The sequence below is a fragment of the Helicobacter sp. TUL genome (genome assembly GCF_002287135.1).
Taxonomy (GTDB): domain Bacteria; phylum Campylobacterota; class Campylobacteria; order Campylobacterales; family Helicobacteraceae; genus Helicobacter_F.
The window spans coordinates 152,673-169,750 of the sequence record NZ_NESU01000002.1; the positions used below are offsets into that span (position 1 = coordinate 152,673).

The window sequence follows — 17,078 nt, forward strand, 5'->3', positions numbered from 1 at the left end:
TTTTGTATCGTTAGTGAGATTTTGTGTGTATTTGTGTTTCTAGCTCTCCCAAAAGTGTCATCACTTGATTTTGGGTATTGTGCAAAGATTCTAAAATCGAACCCACTTCACGCAAGGATTTTTCCTCTTTTGTATTGGGATTTTTGGCACTTAGATCATAATTCCTTGCTTTTAGTTCCTCCAAACTCACAAGGTAAGAATGCGGTGTGATTTTTCGTTGTTTGTAGCACTCCAAAAATTCTTTAAAATGCGCATATTCCAAAGGCTTATTTTTGGTGAGTTTATAAGGTGGGATAAGCTCATAATAATACACACTGCTATCTTGTTCATCTACAATGCCTCTTAACCCTTTGGAGAAAAATAGCACATTGGTTTTTACTGCACTATAGGGGAGAAACACGCCACTAGGTAGGCTTAGCACACATTCTAGATTATAGTTTTCTATCAAATCTTGCTTGACTTTCACAAAGGTATTTGAATTTTGAAACAACACCCCTTCAGGCACGATAATCGCACATCTACCATTGGTTTTGAGTGATTTTAGGATATGTTGCAAAAATAAAAGCTCTGTAGCGTTGGAAGGCACAATAAAATTGCCCTGAATCTGTTCTTTTTCTTTGCCACCAAAAGGAGGATTTGCAAGTATGACTTCGTATCTTTCACTCTCTGTTATGTCTGTTATTCTCTTACTTAGCGTGTTTGTTTTGATAATATTTGGGGATTTTATCCCGTGAAGTATCATATTCATAATCCCCATAGCATAGCTAAGCGGCGTTTTTTCTTTGCCAAAGAGTGCGTCTTTTTGCAAAAACTCTAGCTCCTCTACGCTTAGATTTGCTTTTTGTCCTTTTGCCCTATCTTCATACAAAATATGCAAAAAGCTCTCCACCAAAAATCCGCAACTCCCACACGCTGGATCATAGATTCTCTCTTTTGGCTTAGGGTTGATAACTTCTACCATTACTTTAACCAACGCTCTTGGCGTATAAAACTCCCCGCTATTACCGCCATCGCTTCCCATATCTTTGAGTAGTTTCTCATACACATCACCCAGTGCAAACACATCACTTTCTTTGCTGAAGCTAAGCTCATCGATGAGGTTTATCACTTCTCTTAGCGTGTGTCCATTGGCGATTCTATTGTCGATAAATTCAAAGATTCCACCGATTTTATACGCGATACTTTTAAAGTCCTCATTGTTTTTAAAACTTTTGAGATAAGGGAAAAGCTCGTTATTGACAAACTCTAGCAAATCACTTCCACTTAGCGCATTTTTCACATCAAGTTTGCCATCTTTTTTGGGTGCTGCCCAGCTCTGCCACGCATACTTAGAATCTAAAATGCTCGTATAAGGCACATCATTCAAAAACGCTTCATCTTTTAATTCTCTTTCATAATCATCTAAAAACTTCAAAAACAATATCCAGCTAATCTGCTCACTATAATGCATCGCACCACTTATGCCATCATCACGCCTTAGTATGTCTGTGATTCTATCGATTGTATTTTGCATTGTTATCCTTTAAGGCTTTTAAAATAGCTTTATCAAAATCTGATTTATAATTTTTGTCTTGAATAACTCTAAATTTATGAAATTCTTCTTTGGCAAAATCATCTGCTATTTTTTTACTGATTTTACCATTATCTTTTAGAATTTCTCTTTCATTAAATTCTAAAAAGCTATCAAGCTTATCTTTCCAATCTTGCATAGTCATTGCTATATTTTTCTTTGCCCTATCTTCAGCATAGTCAAGATACATACCTACTATACGATTTAATTCTAAAAGCTCATCTTGACTAAGATAGTTTTTAGCAATTACTACATCACTTTGCAAAATTTTACCTTCAGGTGCATTTTTCCAAGTATTAAGTCCCATATTTGGTTTTTGAAAATTTGCCCTTTGTTTTATAAGCTCTGCTGCGGTGTGTCCATGTGTAGCAAAATGAAGTTTATTTTGCACACTAGCAAAAAATTCTTTAGTTAATTCATCATTTTTATCATAGTCGATTGCTGTTGTGTAAATATCAGTTATCTTCTGATAAAAGAGTCTTTCACTAGCTCTTATTTCTCTAATTTCTTCTAAAAGCTCATCAAAATAGTTTTTATCTATTACGCTACCATTTTTCAAGCGTTCTTTATCCAGCACATATCCTTTGATGCTAAATTGCTTTAAAATTGTTGTAGCCCATTGTCTAAATTTTGTAGCTTTATAAGAATTTATCCTATATCCTACGCTAATGATTACATCAAAATTATAAAATGTGATTTTTCTTGCAACCTCCCTTTTTCCTTCTTTTTGAACTACCGAGATTTCCTCGGAAGTTAAATTTTTATCAAGTTCGTTTTCTTTATAGATATTATTGATATGCAAATAAATATTATCACTAGAACACTCAAATAACCTAGCCATTAAAGCAGCACTAAGCCATATATCATCGTTTTTATAAACTACTTCTAAAAACTCTTCTTGATTTTCCAAACTAAAGCTTAAAAAATCCATAGTAAGATTTCGTTTTATGCTTTTTTGCATTGTTATCCTTTGATAATATGTTAAAAAAATCCAAAATTTTTAACATATCTTGCTGTTGTGTTAAAGTTTGGCAAATTTTTTAACATTTATAACTTTCCGCTAAAAGCTTGAGTAAGCAGGGATTGCTTAAGCTCCTCATAGTCTTGTAGCTGTGCGTTATAAAGCTCTTTTAGCTTTTTGATTCTCTCAAAAGTAGAATCCAAATGCTTTGCGATTTGCTCTTGCTCTTTTATGTCTTTTGGGAGGGCTACAGGACATTTTTCTAAAACATTTAAGTTTAGTTTGGCGGTATGCGTTCCTCCACCCACCTTATTATCATTAATCCATTTTTCAATACAATAAGAGTTTAAAAAATGAGCTAAATAATCACTTACTAACTTAATCTTTGGTTTCAAAAGTCCCAAGCTAACAAATATGCTAAATTCAAACTTTAAAGAAATTTTTATAGCTTTACCTAAAGTTCCAATACGACAAATCAAAATATCTCCAAATTCAGGCTTAGCTCTCTTAATAAGCTTATTATGTTCTTCTTGCGATATGTATCTAACATCACTTAAATCAAAAAAGCCTTTAGAAATATTTTTGACAGACAAAAATGGAATCCCAGTTTCTACATAAGTTGGCGTTTTATGTGTCCCGTCTGTAATAGAACAAATTTCCCCCAAGGTTTTCCATTCCCAATGTTGCGGGAGGGGATAGGGGGAGTTATCATCTTGAGATAAGGGCGTAGAATTACAATCATCATTTTTAGTTTCTATGTCTTTTGCGAGAGGGTGGAGGGGCTTGAATTGCGAAGTCGCTCCCTCCCCCCTCTCAACCTCTCCCCCCACCCCGACGACGCTTTTATCTGTCTGCACTTCGTGCGATTGATTTAAATCCCAAAAAACAGGGTTTTTTGTGTCTGGTGTCCCACCATTGAGAATCTTACACATCTCCCCCAAGGTTTTCCATTCCCAATGTTGCGGGAGGGGATAGGGAGATTGTGTATCGCGTGTGCTAGGATTCTGTGTAGATTCTGTAGAATCTCCCAAAGGATTAAAAGCTCTATCAAGCACACTTTTGGCTAACTCATCGAGATTAGCAAGATTTGCTTTTACTAGCTCTATGCTTCTATCAATACTAGCAAACGCAGAATCTAGAATTTTTACAATTCTCATCTGCTCTTCTAGCGGCGGAAGTGGAATCTGCCCTTTTTTATAATCTCTAAAATAAATATGTGGAATTGCCGAACCTAAAATATATTTTGAAAAATCGAGATTTTTAAGAAAGTAGAACAAATATTTGAGATTCGTAGTTTCATTGTTTTCTAAATAGCTTAAAGTGCCTATTACTGATGATTGTTTAGGTAAAACAAAGACTCTTCCAACCCCTGCACCATCTTTAATTATACCTAAACATTCTTGAGCTTTATGAAAAAAATCCACATAACCAACTATGCCACTTGCACCAAAAACAGGATAATCTCCACTTTTATCTTTTATATCTTTTAAGGCTAAATTCGAGTTTGAATTTTTACAAACATCTTCTATTGTTTTTACTTCCCACCCCTGCGGTAAATGTGTCATTTTACTGCCCTAAACCTTCATAAAAATAATTTAATATATAATCTTCAAAATCATCGTAAAGATTTTTTTCTTTTAATTTGTTGATTATATTATCAGCTGTATTTTCTTTAAAATTATCTAATACTTGTTCTATTGTTAAATCCTTATTTTCAAAATCAATGAATCCACATTTATGAAGTTTTTTAGAAACGATTCTAGGGAGTCCAAACTCTTCAAGGGTATAAACCACAGATGGCAAAAAGGCATTTGAAAGTTTTGTAACAAAACTTGAAATATCTATCGCTTTTTCAGGGTAGAGTATTTTTTGTAAAGTGTTAATATCGGAAAATAGTGATGCAATTTTAAAAGCTACATGATTCTCAAATTTAAAAAAATCATCCAAATCAATTCCCATATCTTTAATAAGTTTTGGTAGTGGTTTAGTCCAATTTTGTGATAATTTTTTTACCAACTCAACAGTATTTATATCGCCAATATTTTTACAATGAAATTCTCCTATAGACGCAATTTTAGATAAGATATACCATGTATCAGGTTCATCATTAAATAAATATGTAAAAATTTCACTATTAAAATCTTCACTTTGCAATATTTGAATTATTTTTATAATAACTTCTAAATCATTTTTTAACAATGTTTCTTTTTTAAGCAAATCGAATTTATCTCTTCCTATTAATTTTATTATCTCTCGTTGATTATTTTTAACTTCTGTTTGTATATTATCGGGAATTTCATTATTTATCTCATCATTAATAGATAAAGATTCTGATTTGATTTCTACATCTAATATCTTTTCTTGATTATCATCTTCGTTTGGAGATTCAAATAAATATACTTCACCTATAAAATATTTAAACATTCTTCCGCTTCTACCTATAATATTTTTATAAGTAAAATGATTTATATTTTTTGTTCCATTTCTTTTATCCCATAAAATAAGATTTTTTGCTGGAATATTAACCCCTTCTATTAAAGAAGATGTAGAAACAATGGTTTTTAGTAAATCTTTTCCTTCAAATAATCTTACTTGCAATTGCGATAGACACCTATGAAGCCTTCCATGATGTATTCCCACGCCAATTTTTAATGTATCATTAAGGTAGTGTTCTCCGTAATATTTTGATAACCATTTTGCAAAATTTTCCAATAAAGCATTTGAATTTTCTATAATGGTATTTTCTACCAAGATTTCACAAACTTTTTTTATATTGCTTTGACTTTGAGTATAAACTAGAGTTTTTTCATCTTTTTTTACTATTTCTAGAATTTTTTCTTCTTTTTTAAAATCCTTATTCTTATAACATTTATTAATATGAATAAAAACAGTATTGAAATCAAGGCATTCAAATTTCATTCCTTTACAAAGAATGCTATTTTCATTTTTTATCTTATCTATATTAGGACAAATATAATATCTTTGATCAGAAATACCCATATATTTCAAAATAGCATTTTGCAATGGAGCAAATCTTTCTTTTTCATAATCCTTTGATATTTTATAAAACTCATCAACTATAAAAAAATCAAGTCTGATATTTTCTTTATTAATAAATGAAAAATATTCAACTGCTCTTTCTGGAGAAAAAATAAAGATATTGTTATTTTTTAAATCGGTCTGTTGAGTGGTTGTGATTATATCATAATTATAAAATTTCTTTACAAGTCTTCTTCTAGCTTCATCCAATAAAGAAATTGTAGGGACAATGATTAATATATTATTTGGTTTTTTCATAGCTATTAGAGCATCGATAATAAAACTTTTGCCAAAACTTGTTGGAGCAGAAAGAATAAGGCTTTCATTGCTTAAAAGTCTTTTTAAAACCCTTGATTGTTCTCTATGTAAAACCTTTGGTTCATCCTCTCCAATATCTGTTTTAAAACATTCTAGCAAAAATCTATCTTCTAAAATCGAAGTATCTTGATTCATATAGGGGTATAACCCAAATTGTCTGATAAGATGATTTAATATAGGCGGATATAAAGCTTTATCTTGAATTTCATCGAGTAAATACAAAAGCTCTTCTTTAGCTTCTGCTTCTTTGTTGTTATTTAGAATTTTATATATCTCTACACATTTATCAAAGATTTGTTCACTAGTCAGCATTTCTATAACTCTCAAAGATTTTATTTATTTTGCTCATAATTTCCTTCTTATCAGGAACAGGAAATAAAATTATGTGAAATTTTATTCTATCGATATATGTAATTTTATTTGAAAGTTTTTTGATTTCCTCTGATATTTCATTCCCCTTTTCTTTATGAAAATTTTTTATTGTTGTTTTATAATCGTCGGTAATTTCCTCAATGTTTTTTGTATGGTCACAATTATAAATAATAGATATTGGCACATGTAAAATGCTTTTTAATTCATCAAGATTAATATTCCCATTAACAATTTGCTTGAAATTTGCCAATGTGCGTGTCTGAATGTTATGATGTTTTCCTAAATTATCTAATTCATGTGAATTTGCAATTATTCTAGCTTCATTACGCATAATTTCGTCGTCACTTAGATGATCTTTTAGAGATTTTATAGCATTTCTTATAGCATCATCTAAGTTATCATACAACTTTGATTCTCCTAGCCACAAATGGCATTCTTGTTTTCTATAGTTAAATGGGCGCTGTCAAATCCTAATGCTTCCACATTGCGATTTTGTTTATAAAAAATTTTAGGAACAATAGGTAGAGCATTGTAATATTCCCTCATGATACCATGGAGGAAAATTTCTCCTATCTCTCCACTTCTTTCATTTATTCTTAGTTTTGAGATAGCTTTATCTAAAATTTCACCTTCATTGCCTGCTAAACTTTGCCTTTCTTGTTCTGTTAGAGCGCATTCTTTTAAATTAGTAATAATAAAATTTTTAAAATTTTTCATTTTCCACTTTTTGCTTTCAAATTGATTTGAAATAGATAGTAAAAAATGATGATATTGATGACATAGAGTTTCATCTAAAAATATGACAAAATTATTAGCAGAATTTTTTACATAGGTATTTATCATTTCATTTTCCATTTTTCACACCCCATATATTTCCCTCTGTAAATCCTCTATGCTCTCTTTTAGTGCAGAGATTCCGCCAAAGTCATTAATGATTTCTTGCATAGAGCCAAGTGAGCTAAGCTCTAGCAAAGTGCTAATGTTGTCAAAGGCGTTGATTCCGTGTTTTTCATAATATCCTAGCAAAAACTCTATAAGTCTTATAGCTCTTTCTTTATGGAATCTTTGCAAAAAGCCACTTTTTCTCACGCTTATCACTCGCTCACTGCGTGATACTATCTCGCTACTAAAGCTAATATGCGCCAAAATATCATAAATATCGCAATCTTTTCGCTCAAAAATCTCTTGTAGATTCTCTAGCACTTCATCATCGATCCCCTCATTTTGGAGACTTTTTAAGAATGCTTGTCTATTTTTTGGCTCACTCCACATCGCCTTTAGTTTCTTTTCGTCATCATAATATGCACCAAGCTTGCCGATGAGAAATTCCAAAAACTCCTTTGTGCCTAGCGGTTTGCCATCTCCTCCTACATAACGCGTTTGTATATCTAGCACTTGTAGCTTGGTGCTTTTTAGGTGAATCACCACCTTTTGGCTTGGCGTTTCATCTGTTTTGTTTGATTGTTTGTTACTTTTGGTGCTTACAGGGAAACTAGTATCAGAATCTGTGTTACTCTCTTCATCTATGGCATTGCTTTCTCCATCCCATTTTGGATCATAAAAAAGCTTGGTCGCACCAAAAAAATCAAGTATTGTAAAAAAGTCTTTGCCCTCATACACTCTTGTGCCTCGCCCTATGATTTGCTTAAATTCAATCATTGATCCGATATTGGCAAGAAGCACGATATTTCGGACATTTTTAGCATCGACACCTGTTGTTAGCATTTTGGAGCTTGTGAGAATCACAGGATAGCTTTTATCATTGTCTTGAAATTCTTTAAGATAGTTTAGTCCTATAGTCCCCTCATCGCTTGTAACTCTCACACAATAATCATCTCTTTTAATCTTTTTGTGTGTGTCAATGGCGATTTTTATAGCACTTGCGTGGGCTTGATTGACACAAAAGATAATCGTTTTATCCATAGGATTGATAAGCTCTAGAATCTTTTTGGCGATAAATTCGTTGTATTTGGGTAGTGTGATCTCACGCTCAAATTTGATTGGCGCATAATGTCTGCTTTGTAGTTCGCCTTGCACAATGTCATCGGGGTTGTATGTATAGCCATCGCTTAGAGTGGTGATGATACGCTTGACTTTATAAGGCGTGAGAAAGCCATCTTCTATCCCAGTTTTTAGGCTGTATTCATACACAGCGTTACCAAAATATTTGTAAGTATCTACATTATCGCTTCGCTTTGGCGTGGCAGTAAGCCCCAAATGCACTGCACTTTCAAAATAATCTAGCACAGCCCTCCAGCTCCCCTCTTGATTGGCTCCGCCTCTATGGCATTCATCTATGATAATAAGATCAAAGAAATCTTTTGGGTATTGCAAATACAACTTGCTTTCTTCTTTGTGTCTGTCTTGTTTGGCGTCTTCTTGAATATTCTCCTCACTGCTTAGGCTTTGATAGATACCAAAAAACACATCAGCACTTGTAGGCACTTTGTCTTGATTTTTGCGTATCTCTCCTGCACTAATCTCTTTGCAATCCTCCTCTATGGGATTAAACTCATTTAAAGCTTGATTTCGCAGGGTAATGCGATCACAAAGAAAGAGAATCTTCGGCTTTCTATTGGCATTATCAAGATTCCATTTGGATTGCAAGAGGCGATAGCAAAGTGCAAAGGCGATAGTTGTCTTGCCTGTGCCAGTGGCGAGGGTGAGCAAGATTCGCTTTTTGTTATTGATAAGGGCTTGTATCACTCTATCTAGTGCTATTTTTTGATAATAACGCAATGGCTTTTGTGGGATATGAAGTTCTTTTTGGGTTAGAAGTTTGTGTTGCCATTCCAAAAGGTTGCCAAAAATCCTATCAAAGAGAATCTGTGGGCTTGGAAACTCATCTATATAGCGACCTTGTGAATCTAGTCTATCGTATTCATAAATGTCTATGCCATTTGTAGCATACACAAAACGCACACCAAGAATCTCGCCATATTCTATGGCTTGAGATAATCCATCTAGTGAATCTTTGCCAAGCCTTTTTGCTTCGATAATAGCTAGATTGTTGTTTTGGAAGCACAGCAAATAATCAGCAAATTTTCTAACACCCCTTTTGCCTCCAAGCAGTTTTCTACCATCGGTAAAATAATATTCACGCTTGATAAAATCCTCGCTCCAGCTAGAATCTTTGAGTTTGGTATCGATAAATTTGATTCTTGTATCCGTTTCCCCTAGTGGCATTCATACCCTCCATAAAAATACACATTATAATCGGTTTCTTGGCATTTGTCTATATGAATTTACGCGGATTGATTTGTATCTAAGAAATGTATAAATATGGCAGAGAGGAAGGGATTCGAACCCTCGAAGGCTTGCACCTTACACGCGTTCCAGGCGTGCTCCTTCAACCACTCGGACACCTCTCTATAAAGAGTGTATTATACTTGTTCTCATCTTCAAAAAGCCTTAGATTCTATAATCCAAGGGCATTCATACATGTAAGTGCGTCTTTGGTGCTAATAGCCCCAAAGCTAAAAAACTCACTGCTAAGTGCTGCTTGATTGATAAGCATTTGTGCGCCATCGGAGGTTTGCAAACCAAGATCTTTGGCGAGTTTTAAAAATGGTGTCTGCCTGCCATAAATAAGATCAAAGCCATAGCGTGCTTGAGAGAGAATGGCGCGCAAAAGCGTCTCTTGCAGTGGCAAGAGTTCATCATTTAGCCCGGCTGGAGTCGTATTTATCACGATATCATAGGGCTTAGTAGAGTGGAAATTTTGGGGTGTAAAACACACAAAACCATTGCGCGCAAAGTCTTCTAAGCGCGTTTTGGAGCGATTGATGATGTGTGTGGTGATACCATTTTGTCGCAAGATAAAGGCTAAAGCCTTTGCCGAACCACCTGCACCAAGAATCAGTGCATTACGCAGATTCCATTCTTGCACACACATAAAAAAGCCTTGCGCATCGGTATTATAACCAATGATTTTCTCTCCCTCACGCACCCAAGTATTCACAGCCCCAATTTCTTTGGCAATCCCTCGCACCTCGTGGCTTTGGGCAAATGCCACTTCTTTAAAAGGCACGGTAATATTTGCCCCTTGGAGTTTAAGCATACTAAATGTAGCACCAAGCTCATCAGGGATTTTTAGTAAATATCTCCCATAGCGCGCCTCAAATCCTAAAGACATAAAAGTAGTATTGTGTAAAAGAGGGGATTTTGAGTGCGCGATAGGGTTACCAAAAACACAAAATTGTTGCATTATTTGCTCAAAAGGCGAGATGCAATATAGCCTTCTCGTCCATTGTCTAAAAGGATTTTGCTCCATTCGCCATCATCTTGGAGGACTTGCACGCTTTGACCAAGTTTAAGTGTCGTAATCACTGGTGCATCGGAGCTAGGAAGTGCACGAATGTTAGCGGACTTGACGATAACTTCAGGCATAGTATTTTTGGATATGACATTTGTATTTTGTGCGTTTTCTTGTGGGGGATTAGTGCTAAGCAAGTATGAAGCGATATAGCCACGAATCTTAGAATCTACCTCCACTTCACTCCACTCACTTTCTGGAATATTTTGCACTAAGAGTAGTTGTTGCCCCGCATATGCCTTGTATAGAATCTCACTATTTATATTTGGCAGTGCGCGAATATTAGCACTACGCACATGCACATACCGAATCTGTGGGGTATCAAAGATTTGAGGTATTTGTTGTGGCGCTTGGGGTAGCGTATCTTGTGTGTCTGTATTTGCTTGTGATGGTGCTTGGTCTTGTGCAATCTCTTGAGTTGTTTGAGGGGTTTCAACCGCTATAGTTTGTGTAGCTTGAGGGGTTGGGGGTTCTTTGGTGGGTTGTGTCAAGATGACTTCTGGTTGTGCATTATGTGTTTGTGCTGGAGCAGTAGATGATGTTGTATGTGTATTTTGAGAATCTGTATCTACTGCGTTTTGTGCGGATTGTGATTTGTTGTCTTTATATTGTGCGTATAAATATGACAATTTTTTTTCATTAAGTTCTGCAAATATCACAAAATACAAAAAAATTCCCAATATCACGATAAGAATGGGGATAGAATAGAGTTTTACAATAGATTTTAATGACATATATGCTCCATAATTATTGTAATTTCACTCCGCTGCTAGAATCTATATATCCTAGCACATAACCCCCACTTTTGCCTACCACAAGATCGACATCCTTTGGATCTACTATAAAAATCATTCCAACACCCATATTAAAAGTCCTAAAACATTCTGCTTCATCGACATATTGACGCATTAAATCAAAAATTGGCGGTGTTTTAAGAGCACTTTTTTGGATACAAGCACCTAATCCATGAGGAATCGCGCGAGGGAGATTCTCTATAATCCCACCACCTGTAATATGTGCAAGTGCTTTGATATGGTTTTTTAGTGCCAAAAAGGTTTTGACATAAATAGCAGTAGGTGTAAGGAGCGTTTGTGCGAGTGGCAGACCTTCAAAGAGTGAATCTAATGTAAGATTAGCGCGCTCTAGGACTTTTCGCACTAGCGAATAGCCATTAGAATGCAAACCACTAGAAGGTAGGGCTATAAGCACATCTCCCTCTTTTAGTTTTGTTTGGCGTTGCAAATCCTCTTGTTCTGCAATCCCTACGGCAAATCCGGCAAGATCAAAGTCTTTTTTGGCATACATACCAGGCATTTCAGCACTCTCTCCACCTATAAGCGCACATTGTGCGAGTTTGCAGCCTTCTACAATGCCTTGTATGACACGCAACGCATTTGCTTTATCAAGCTTGCCTGTAGCGTAGTAATCAAGAAAAAATATCGGTGTAGCAAAGTTGCAAATAAGATCATTCACACACATTGCGACAAGATCAATACCCACATTCTCCAAAATATCTGAATCTATGGCAAGGCGTAGTTTTGTCCCTACGCCATCGGTAGCGCCTAAAATCACAGGTTGCTTATATCCGCTAGGCATAGCATATGCACCAGCAAAAGAACCAATCCCACCGATAACATTTGTATCAAATGTGCTTTGAACTAAGGGCTTTAGTCCATCTACAAGGGCATTACCCTCGTCTATATCTACTCCAGAATCTTTATAACTTAGCATAAATGCTCCATAAAAAATTTGGCGTATTGTATAGTATAGAAACTTTGCATAAGATTATGTATAAGCTCACACTACTTACTTTTATCTGTCTTGCAAAGAATCTTGCCAAAAAGTATAAGCCAACGCACAACTCCATACACAACATAAAGACTAATGAGTATGCAAAGTGCCTCTGAAGGATAAACAAAAATAACACCAAGTAAGATCACAAGAACAATAAATGCCTTAAGATTCCAGTGCATTTTTTTAAAGCTTGGGTAACGAATATTGCTTACCATTAAGATTCCAACAATAAATGCACACAGCAAGAGGGGCAACATCGAAGCAGAAAAAATAGAATATTCCAAATCTACTAGAATCCAAAGCACGACAAAAATTGCAGCTGATGGAATGGGTAAACCTATGAAAAAATGTGGCTCATCTGAAGTAGTGATATTAAATCGTGCCAAGCGAATTGCACCAAAAATCACAAAAAGCGCAGGGACAACTTCACCAAGTCGCCCATATGATTCTCCTACATAAAAAAACAATAACATAGCGGGTGCTACACCAAATGCCACAACATCAGCAAGTGAATCAAACTCTACACCAAATTTACTAGAGGTATTAGTAAGTCGTGCTACGCGCCCATCAAGTCCATCTAAAATCATGGAAATGACAATAAACCAACACGCAAGTGCAAAATTATTGTGTGAAGAGGCAATGATGCTTAAAATGCCTAAAAAAATGCTACCAGCGGTAAAGAGATTCGGTAGTATGAAAAGCGGACTTATTTTCATTGATTGTATCCTATGATACTTTCATATCCATAGACCTTATCTCCCACACTCACTTTTATATTAAATGTTTTTGGAAGATATATCTTGGTAAAGCCTATTTTCATGTAACCACAGCGATCACCCACAGCGAGATTTGAGGTAGCATATATGCGTGAAGTATCTAATAGTTGAGGGAAAAAGTCTATACGATATATGTCATTGCGTTCTTGCCAAGATAGGCTAAAAGATGCGTTAAGCATATGCTTTTTATCGTTATTACTAAAATAGAGATTAAGTCCATTTTTGCATTGCAAATTTGCGCTAAGAATATCCATAGGAGCTCGTATTACACCTATGTCATAGCATCGAGTTTGAATCTCCACACACACGCTATCTTCAAGAATATCGATATTTTTCACAACGCCATCTATTGGTGCTGCAAAACTCGTAGAATCTACATCCGCGATCCTTTCGGGATTGCGAAACATATATAACCAAAATGCCAAGCCAAGCAACATAACAAAGGTGATAAACCCAAGATCAAGATATGCACTGATTAAAAAAATAATTGCCCACACAATCGCGCCAAACCAACCTTCTTTGGCTATTATTTGTATGTTTGCGTTCATCTTTCCTCCTTTAGTGCCTTAATATTCTTAGTGTTCCTCTTCTATGGGGACTAGGCGAGAAGTCATATTATGTTCTTTTTCATACGATTCTATAATCTCTCGCACTCTGCTACCATCAATAACTTCTTTGTCTAATAATTCAGCAACCATACTTTCAATAGCTGGTGCATACTCACGCAATGTTTTCTTGACATGCTCAAAGTGTTCTTCAAGCATAGTGCGTATGTAATTATCCATTTTTTGTGCAGTTTCTTCACTAAATTCACGGCTATTAGCACCACCGCCCAAGAAATTATTTCTGCGCGTAAAGTCCTCTAGCACCATAAGCCCGCTTACATCAGTCATACCATAATACACAATCATATTTTTTAAAATTCCTGTAGCGCGTCGTAAATCATCAGATGCACCATTAGAAATTTCTTGTAAAAATACTTCTTCAGCAGCGCGCCCACCGAGTAACACATCAATTTGTGCCAACATTTCATAGCGTTGCTCAAGATTGCGATTTTCTTCTGGTGTATGAAGAGTATAGCCAAGCGCACCCATACCACGTGGTATGATAGAAACTTTATTTACTCTATGCGCACCTTTTGTGAGTTCACCCATAAGAGCATGTCCGCTTTCGTGGTAAGCAACTATTTTCTTTTCTTTTGGCGAAATAGATCGAGATTTTTTCTCTAAACCTATCATTGTTCGCTCCATTGCTTCTTTGAAATGTTTTTGAGAAACTTCTTTTTTATTTTCACGCCCTGCAAGGAGTGCAGCCTCATTAACAATATTTGCCAAATCCGCCCCTGCAAGCCCTGCGGTAAATTTTGCAATTTCTTGTAAATCCACATCGCGCGCAAGTTTGACGCTTTTTATATGGACTTTTAGAATCTCAACACGCCCTTTGAAATCTGGTGCATCAACAAGCACTTGTCTATCAAAACGCCCTGGTCTTAAAAGCGCAGGGTCAAGAATCTCTGGTCTGTTTGTTGCAGCCAAGACAATCACAGGAGCATTTTCGCTACCAAACCCATCCATTTCTGCCAAAAGTTGGTTTAGTGTTTGTTCTCGCTCATCATTGCCACCTACCATACTACCTGCAGCACGAGATTTTCCTATCGCATCAATTTCATCAATAAAAATAATGCTAGGTGCTTCTTTTTTTGCCATTTCAAACAAATCTCTAACCCTACTAGCGCCAAGTCCTACAAACATTTCTATAAAGCTACTTCCACTCATAGAAAAAAACGGGACATTTGCTTCCCCTGCGACTGCTTTGGCAAGCAGAGTCTTACCAGTGCCCGGAGGACCTACTAACAGCACGCCTTTAGGAATTTTTGCGCCCACTGCCGCATAGCGTTCTGGGTATTTTAGAAAATCCACAATTTCTACGACTTCCTCTTTTGCCTCTTCATTCCCTGCCATATCATCAAAGGTTACATTGGGCTTTTCAGCATTGACAAGTTTTTTTGAGCTTCCGATACCAAACATACCACCACCCATAGATTTTTGCATTCTACTTGCGATAAAGAGCCAAATAGCAATGATGATAAAAATAGGCAATAGCATATTAATCATATCTGTGAAGAAGTTAGATTCACTAAAGCCGCTATATTCGATTTGCTTTTCATCAAGCAAAGTCGTGAGATTTGGATCCGATACTCTTTTGGCGGTGTATAGGACTTTTGGTGATGAGCTTGTAGAAAGCGCGCGTATGATAGTTTGTCCAATACTTACAGAATCTACCTCTTTATTTTGAATGAGTTGTTTAAGCTCATAGTAGCTTACCTCTTTGCTAACCACATTGCCACTTAGTCTATCGCTAAGAATATCTCCTGTAGGTGAAAAGAGCTTAAATAAAATCATTACACCAATCACCAAGATAGCAAAAGTCAAAAATGGATTTTGCTTAAATGGCGTTTTTTTGTTGTTATTATTTTGATTTTCTGTCATTGTTTATACTCCTTAAGATTTATCATGTGTGCATTTTTGGAGTTTTAGGGCTACCCACTCATCACGCACACAAGATTCTATAAGCCTAAAACCCTGTAAAAAAGTCTCTAACACATCATCTTTGTGGGTTTCTAAAATCCCAGAAAGGATTAAAATCCCGCCACTAGAGAGATTGTGTATAAAATCCTTGTAGAGAATCTTCAAGGTAAAGGCTAAAATATTTGCTACTATAACATCAAAAGTTAAATCTGTTTTGAGGCTTCCTATACTCCCTTCCCAAATTTTGCATGCAGAGACATCATTATTGGCAAAGTTTTTTTGACTTTCTGCAATGCTAAGGGGATCGGTGTCGCACGCATACACTTCCGCACCAAGTTTGGCAGCTACTATGGATAATATACCGCTTCCACAACCTACATCAAGGAGTTTTTTACCTTGTAAATTAAGAGTGCTTAGCATTTCAATACACATTGCCGTGCTTGCGTGATGTCCTGATCCAAAGGCAAGAGCAGGATCTATGATGATAGGTATGTGTTGCCAATCCTGTGAGCTAGTGCGTGAAAGATCCCACGAAGGTGTGATAAAAAACTTGCCACATACAATGGGTTTAATAGAATCCTTATAGGCTTGTATCCAATCTTGGTTATCTTTTTGGGTAATTGCGTAAGCGCAACCTACGCTAGATTCTACCCTGTGGCTAAGAATCTCACAAAACTCCGCCAAGTTTTTGGCAAATTCTTCACGCACATCAAATGGAAAACGCGCTATAAGTTTTGTTTGTTGTGGAGAGTGTAAAAGCGTGTTGTATGTAGTGTGCAGCGTGTGCCATTGTGTAGAATCTAACTTTTCATCAAAGACGCTATCGTTTTGGATATATTCGATACTACACAAACTAGAATCTTGAGAGTATGTTGCAATAAAGCAAGAGAGGAAATCCGCAAAGATCTCTACATCTTGACTTGGATAAATAGTATATTGAAAGTATTTTTCGTGCATTAGGAGATGGGAGTTTAGCCCTCGTTCACACCCAAAACTACCTCAAGCTTTTCTTTAAGCACTTGCGGAGTAAAAGGCTTCACAATATAATTATTCACACCAGCCTTGAGTGCGGTAATAACTTCGGCTTTACCACCTTCTGTGGTAACCATAATAATAGGAATATCTTTGTAGCGATCATCACTTCTTACTTTTTTGACTAGATCAAGTCCATTCATTTCAGGCATATTCCAGTCTGTAATAAGCACATTGATGCCCTCTACACTATCAAGCAAACCCCACGCTTCCACGCCGTGTTCAGCTTCCAAAATATCCTCATAGCCTAATCTCTGGAGTGTATTTTTTATGATTCTTCGCATTGTTGAGCTATCATCGACTACAAGTAATTTCACTGCTGCTCTCCTTAATATTAATTTATTTTGGATTATATCGGAAAAATTGCACAAAT

13 protein-coding genes, 1 tRNA gene and 1 pseudogene are annotated in these 17,078 nt (G+C 35.9%); all 15 read right to left on the reverse strand.

The genetic code is table 11. The features are described from left to right. Nucleotides 1-10: 10 nt before the first annotated feature. Nucleotides 11-1,513, reverse strand: coding sequence for a type I restriction-modification system subunit M (locus B9T66_RS01870; RefSeq protein ID WP_095627298.1), 1,503 nt, complete (start codon nucleotides 1,511-1,513; stop codon nucleotides 11-13). Further along, complete coding sequence (locus B9T66_RS01875; protein WP_095627299.1) at nucleotides 1,494-2,531, reverse strand: virulence RhuM family protein; 1,038 nt, start codon at nucleotides 2,529-2,531, stop codon at nucleotides 1,494-1,496. The genes B9T66_RS01870 and B9T66_RS01875 overlap by 20 nt, the downstream gene beginning before the upstream one ends. An 86-nt stretch (nucleotides 2,532-2,617) precedes the next feature. After that, nucleotides 2,618-4,096, reverse strand: coding sequence for a restriction endonuclease subunit S (locus B9T66_RS01880; RefSeq protein WP_095627300.1), 1,479 nt, complete (start codon nucleotides 4,094-4,096; stop codon nucleotides 2,618-2,620). Nucleotide 4,097: 1 nt separating this feature from the next. Then, the gene (locus tag B9T66_RS01885; protein WP_095627349.1) at nucleotides 4,098-6,200 is read right to left on the reverse strand and encodes a DEAD/DEAH box helicase; all 2,103 of its coding nucleotides are present in this window, start codon (nucleotides 6,198-6,200) and stop codon (nucleotides 4,098-4,100) included. Beyond that, nucleotides 6,190-7,115 (reverse strand): annotated as a pseudogene (locus B9T66_RS09355) (HamA C-terminal domain-containing protein). The gene B9T66_RS01885 and the pseudogene B9T66_RS09355 overlap by 11 nt, the downstream one beginning before the upstream one ends. Before the next feature lie 3 nt (nucleotides 7,116-7,118). Continuing rightward, nucleotides 7,119-9,446: an EcoAI/FtnUII family type I restriction enzme subunit R gene (hsdR, locus tag B9T66_RS01895; protein WP_095627301.1), complete on the reverse strand. Its 2,328-nt coding sequence runs from the start codon at nucleotides 9,444-9,446 to the stop codon at nucleotides 7,119-7,121. A 97-nt stretch (nucleotides 9,447-9,543) separates the two neighbouring features. Further along, a tRNA-Ser gene (locus B9T66_RS01900) sits at nucleotides 9,544-9,631 on the reverse strand. Nucleotides 9,632-9,678: 47 nt separating this feature from the next. Further along, nucleotides 9,679-10,467 carry a shikimate dehydrogenase gene (locus tag B9T66_RS01905; RefSeq protein ID WP_095627302.1) on the reverse strand — a complete coding sequence of 263 codons (789 nt, stop codon included), beginning with the start codon at nucleotides 10,465-10,467 and terminating at the stop codon, nucleotides 9,679-9,681. Further along, the gene (locus B9T66_RS01910; RefSeq protein WP_095627303.1) at nucleotides 10,467-11,309 is read right to left on the reverse strand and encodes an SH3 domain-containing protein; all 843 of its coding nucleotides are present in this window, start codon (nucleotides 11,307-11,309) and stop codon (nucleotides 10,467-10,469) included. Before B9T66_RS01910 ends, B9T66_RS01905 begins: the two co-directional genes overlap by 1 nt. Before the next feature lie 13 nt (nucleotides 11,310-11,322). Beyond that, nucleotides 11,323-12,306, reverse strand: coding sequence for a phosphoribosylformylglycinamidine cyclo-ligase (gene purM / locus B9T66_RS01915; protein ID WP_095627304.1), 984 nt, complete (start codon nucleotides 12,304-12,306; stop codon nucleotides 11,323-11,325). A 71-nt stretch (nucleotides 12,307-12,377) separates the two neighbouring features. After that, nucleotides 12,378-13,085, reverse strand: a complete 708-nt coding sequence (gene pssA / locus B9T66_RS01920; RefSeq protein ID WP_095627305.1) for a CDP-diacylglycerol--serine O-phosphatidyltransferase — start codon at nucleotides 13,083-13,085, stop codon at nucleotides 12,378-12,380. After that, on the reverse strand, nucleotides 13,082-13,693 hold the full coding sequence (locus B9T66_RS01925; protein ID WP_095627306.1) for a hypothetical protein: 612 nt from the start codon (nucleotides 13,691-13,693) through the stop codon (nucleotides 13,082-13,084). The genes pssA and B9T66_RS01925 overlap by 4 nt, the downstream gene beginning before the upstream one ends. A 27-nt stretch (nucleotides 13,694-13,720) precedes the next feature. After that, nucleotides 13,721-15,634 (reverse strand): ATP-dependent zinc metalloprotease FtsH, encoded by a 1,914-nt coding sequence (ftsH, locus tag B9T66_RS01930; RefSeq protein WP_095627307.1) that lies wholly within the window; start codon nucleotides 15,632-15,634, stop codon nucleotides 13,721-13,723. A gap of 12 nt (nucleotides 15,635-15,646) precedes the next feature. Continuing rightward, on the reverse strand, nucleotides 15,647-16,630 hold the full coding sequence (prmA, locus tag B9T66_RS01935) for a 50S ribosomal protein L11 methyltransferase (RefSeq protein ID WP_095627308.1): 984 nt from the start codon (nucleotides 16,628-16,630) through the stop codon (nucleotides 15,647-15,649). 14 nt (nucleotides 16,631-16,644) lie between these two features. After that, nucleotides 16,645-17,022, reverse strand: a complete 378-nt coding sequence (locus B9T66_RS01940; protein WP_095627309.1) for a chemotaxis response regulator CheY — start codon at nucleotides 17,020-17,022, stop codon at nucleotides 16,645-16,647. Nucleotides 17,023-17,078: the final 56 nt, after the last annotated feature.

Bases quoted from the DNA above. Each gene is read 5' to 3' on its own strand.
- B9T66_RS01885 (WP_095627349.1), bottom strand. From the start codon at position 6,200: ATGCTGACTAGTGAACAAATCTTTGATAAATGTGTAGAGATATATAAA.
- hsdR (WP_095627301.1), bottom strand. From the start codon at position 9,446: ATGCCACTAGGGGAAACGGATACAAGAATCAAATTTATCGATACCAAA.
- B9T66_RS01905 (WP_095627302.1), bottom strand. From the start codon at position 10,467: ATGCAACAATTTTGTGTTTTTGGTAACCCTATCGCGCACTCAAAATCC.
- purM (WP_095627304.1), bottom strand. From the start codon at position 12,306: ATGCTAAGTTATAAAGATTCTGGAGTAGATATAGACGAGGGTAATGCC.
- B9T66_RS01875 (WP_095627299.1), bottom strand. From the start codon at position 2,531: ATGCAAAAAAGCATAAAACGAAATCTTACTATGGATTTTTTAAGCTTT.
- B9T66_RS01910 (WP_095627303.1), bottom strand. From the start codon at position 11,309: ATGTCATTAAAATCTATTGTAAAACTCTATTCTATCCCCATTCTTATC.
- ftsH (WP_095627307.1), bottom strand. From the start codon at position 15,634: ATGACAGAAAATCAAAATAATAACAACAAAAAAACGCCATTTAAGCAA.
- pssA (WP_095627305.1), bottom strand. From the start codon at position 13,085: ATGAAAATAAGTCCGCTTTTCATACTACCGAATCTCTTTACCGCTGGT.
- prmA (WP_095627308.1), bottom strand. From the start codon at position 16,630: ATGCACGAAAAATACTTTCAATATACTATTTATCCAAGTCAAGATGTA.
- B9T66_RS01925 (WP_095627306.1), bottom strand. From the start codon at position 13,693: ATGAACGCAAACATACAAATAATAGCCAAAGAAGGTTGGTTTGGCGCG.
- B9T66_RS01880 (WP_095627300.1), bottom strand. From the start codon at position 4,096: ATGACACATTTACCGCAGGGGTGGGAAGTAAAAACAATAGAAGATGTT.
- B9T66_RS01870 (WP_095627298.1), bottom strand. From the start codon at position 1,513: ATGCAAAATACAATCGATAGAATCACAGACATACTAAGGCGTGATGAT.